The 1,527-nt window shown below is 45.6% G+C and carries 2 protein-coding genes; one reads left to right on the forward strand and one right to left on the reverse strand.

The window, feature by feature from the left end:
* On the reverse strand, positions 1 to 153 hold a 153-nt coding region (gene sdhC, locus MED92_RS03820; protein WP_007020171.1), incomplete at its 3' end, for a succinate dehydrogenase, cytochrome b556 subunit.
* Between the two features lie 436 nt (positions 154 to 589).
* Between sdhC and gltA the strand changes: the two genes are divergently transcribed.
* A partial coding sequence (gltA, locus tag MED92_RS03825) for a citrate synthase (protein ID WP_007020172.1) occupies positions 590 to 1,527 on the forward strand: 938 nt, incomplete at its 3' end.

The following is a 1,527-nucleotide window of genomic DNA, read 5'->3' on the forward strand; positions in this document are numbered from 1 at the left end:
TTCAGACTCCAGGGATAAACCCAACGCATACAGAGCAAATACAGCACCAAAAAATAGTGCTACACCTGTCACACGATGCAGGATGGACGTAATCGCCGGTAACGGCTGTTTGATAGTTCGAAGATCTAAGTTTACAGGTCTTTTCTTATTCACGGCTCTTGTTCACACTTTTTACGGCCCCTTTGCAGGGCTCGGTTGCTCGGAAGTGTTGAAGATAAGTACCTCGCTCCTCAAGCATGGCTCTCATACACCTCTATATAAATAAAAACATAAGAGAGTCAAACTTCGGGGCGAGAGTATAAGCATTTAACCTTGACAATACAACGCAAACACAGCGTAGTTCGCCTTTTGTCTAGGACTTTTAGGCATATCAAAAGTCGTACAACCAAATGATTATTCAGTCACTTAGCCATTCCTGATAAAAAAACCGCCTCCTTGCTGCATCGCAGTAATTAACCTATTTAGTCGGATTGACAAACGCATAACAATCTCTATATTGGTTGCGTCCAATCTATCGGGCCAAGACTCTTAGATCTGACTACAATAGATAGTCATAATAGAACTAAAACATAATGATAGGAGCCTTTTAATGGCTGATAAGAAAGCACGTTTAACAGTCGACGGTCTGGATGAAACTATTGAGCTACCTGTGTATTCAGGCACTCTAGGTCCAGATGTAATTGATGTGCGCCCTCTGACTGGTAAAGGCCTGTTCACCTATGACCCTGGTTTCGTATCTACCGCAGCATGCGACTCAGGCATCACTTTTATTGATGGCGGTAAAGGTGTACTTCTGCATGGCGGTTACCCAATTGACGAGCTAGCAGAAAAATCAGACTACATGGAAGTATGCTATCTACTGCTGAATGGCGAACTTCCAAACGCTGAACAGAAAGAAAAATTTGTAAGCACTGTTAAGAATCACACGATGATTCACGAACAGATCAGCCACTTCTTCAATGGCTTCCGTCGTGACGCACATCCAATGGCAATCATGTGTGGTGTTGTTGGTGCCCTGTCTGCCTTCTATCACGATTCTCTTGACATCAACGATGCTCACCATCGTGAAGTTTGCGCATACCGCCTAATCGCGAAAATGCCAACCATTGCGGCAATGTGCTTCAAGTACTCAAACGGCCAGCCGTTTATGTACCCACGTAACGATCTGAGCTATGCAGGTAACTTCCTGCAGATGATGTTCGGTACACCTTGTGAACAGTATCAGGTTAACCCTGTACTAGAGAAAGCAATGGACCGCATCTTCGTACTACACGCTGACCACGAACAGAACGCATCCACGTCTACAGTACGTCTTGCAGGTTCTTCTGGTGCCAACCCATTCGCTTGTATCGCTTCTGGTATTGCAGCACTTTGGGGACCAGCTCACGGCGGTGCTAACGAAGCTGTACTGACCATGCTTGAAGAGATCGGTGATGAATCTCGCATCGACGAGTTCGTTGCTAAGGCGAAAGATCCTAACGATCCATTCCGCCTAATGGGCTTCGGTCACCGCGTATATCGCAACTT

This window comes from Neptuniibacter caesariensis (assembly GCF_000153345.1).
GTDB lineage: Bacteria > Pseudomonadota > Gammaproteobacteria > Pseudomonadales > Balneatricaceae > Neptuniibacter > Neptuniibacter caesariensis.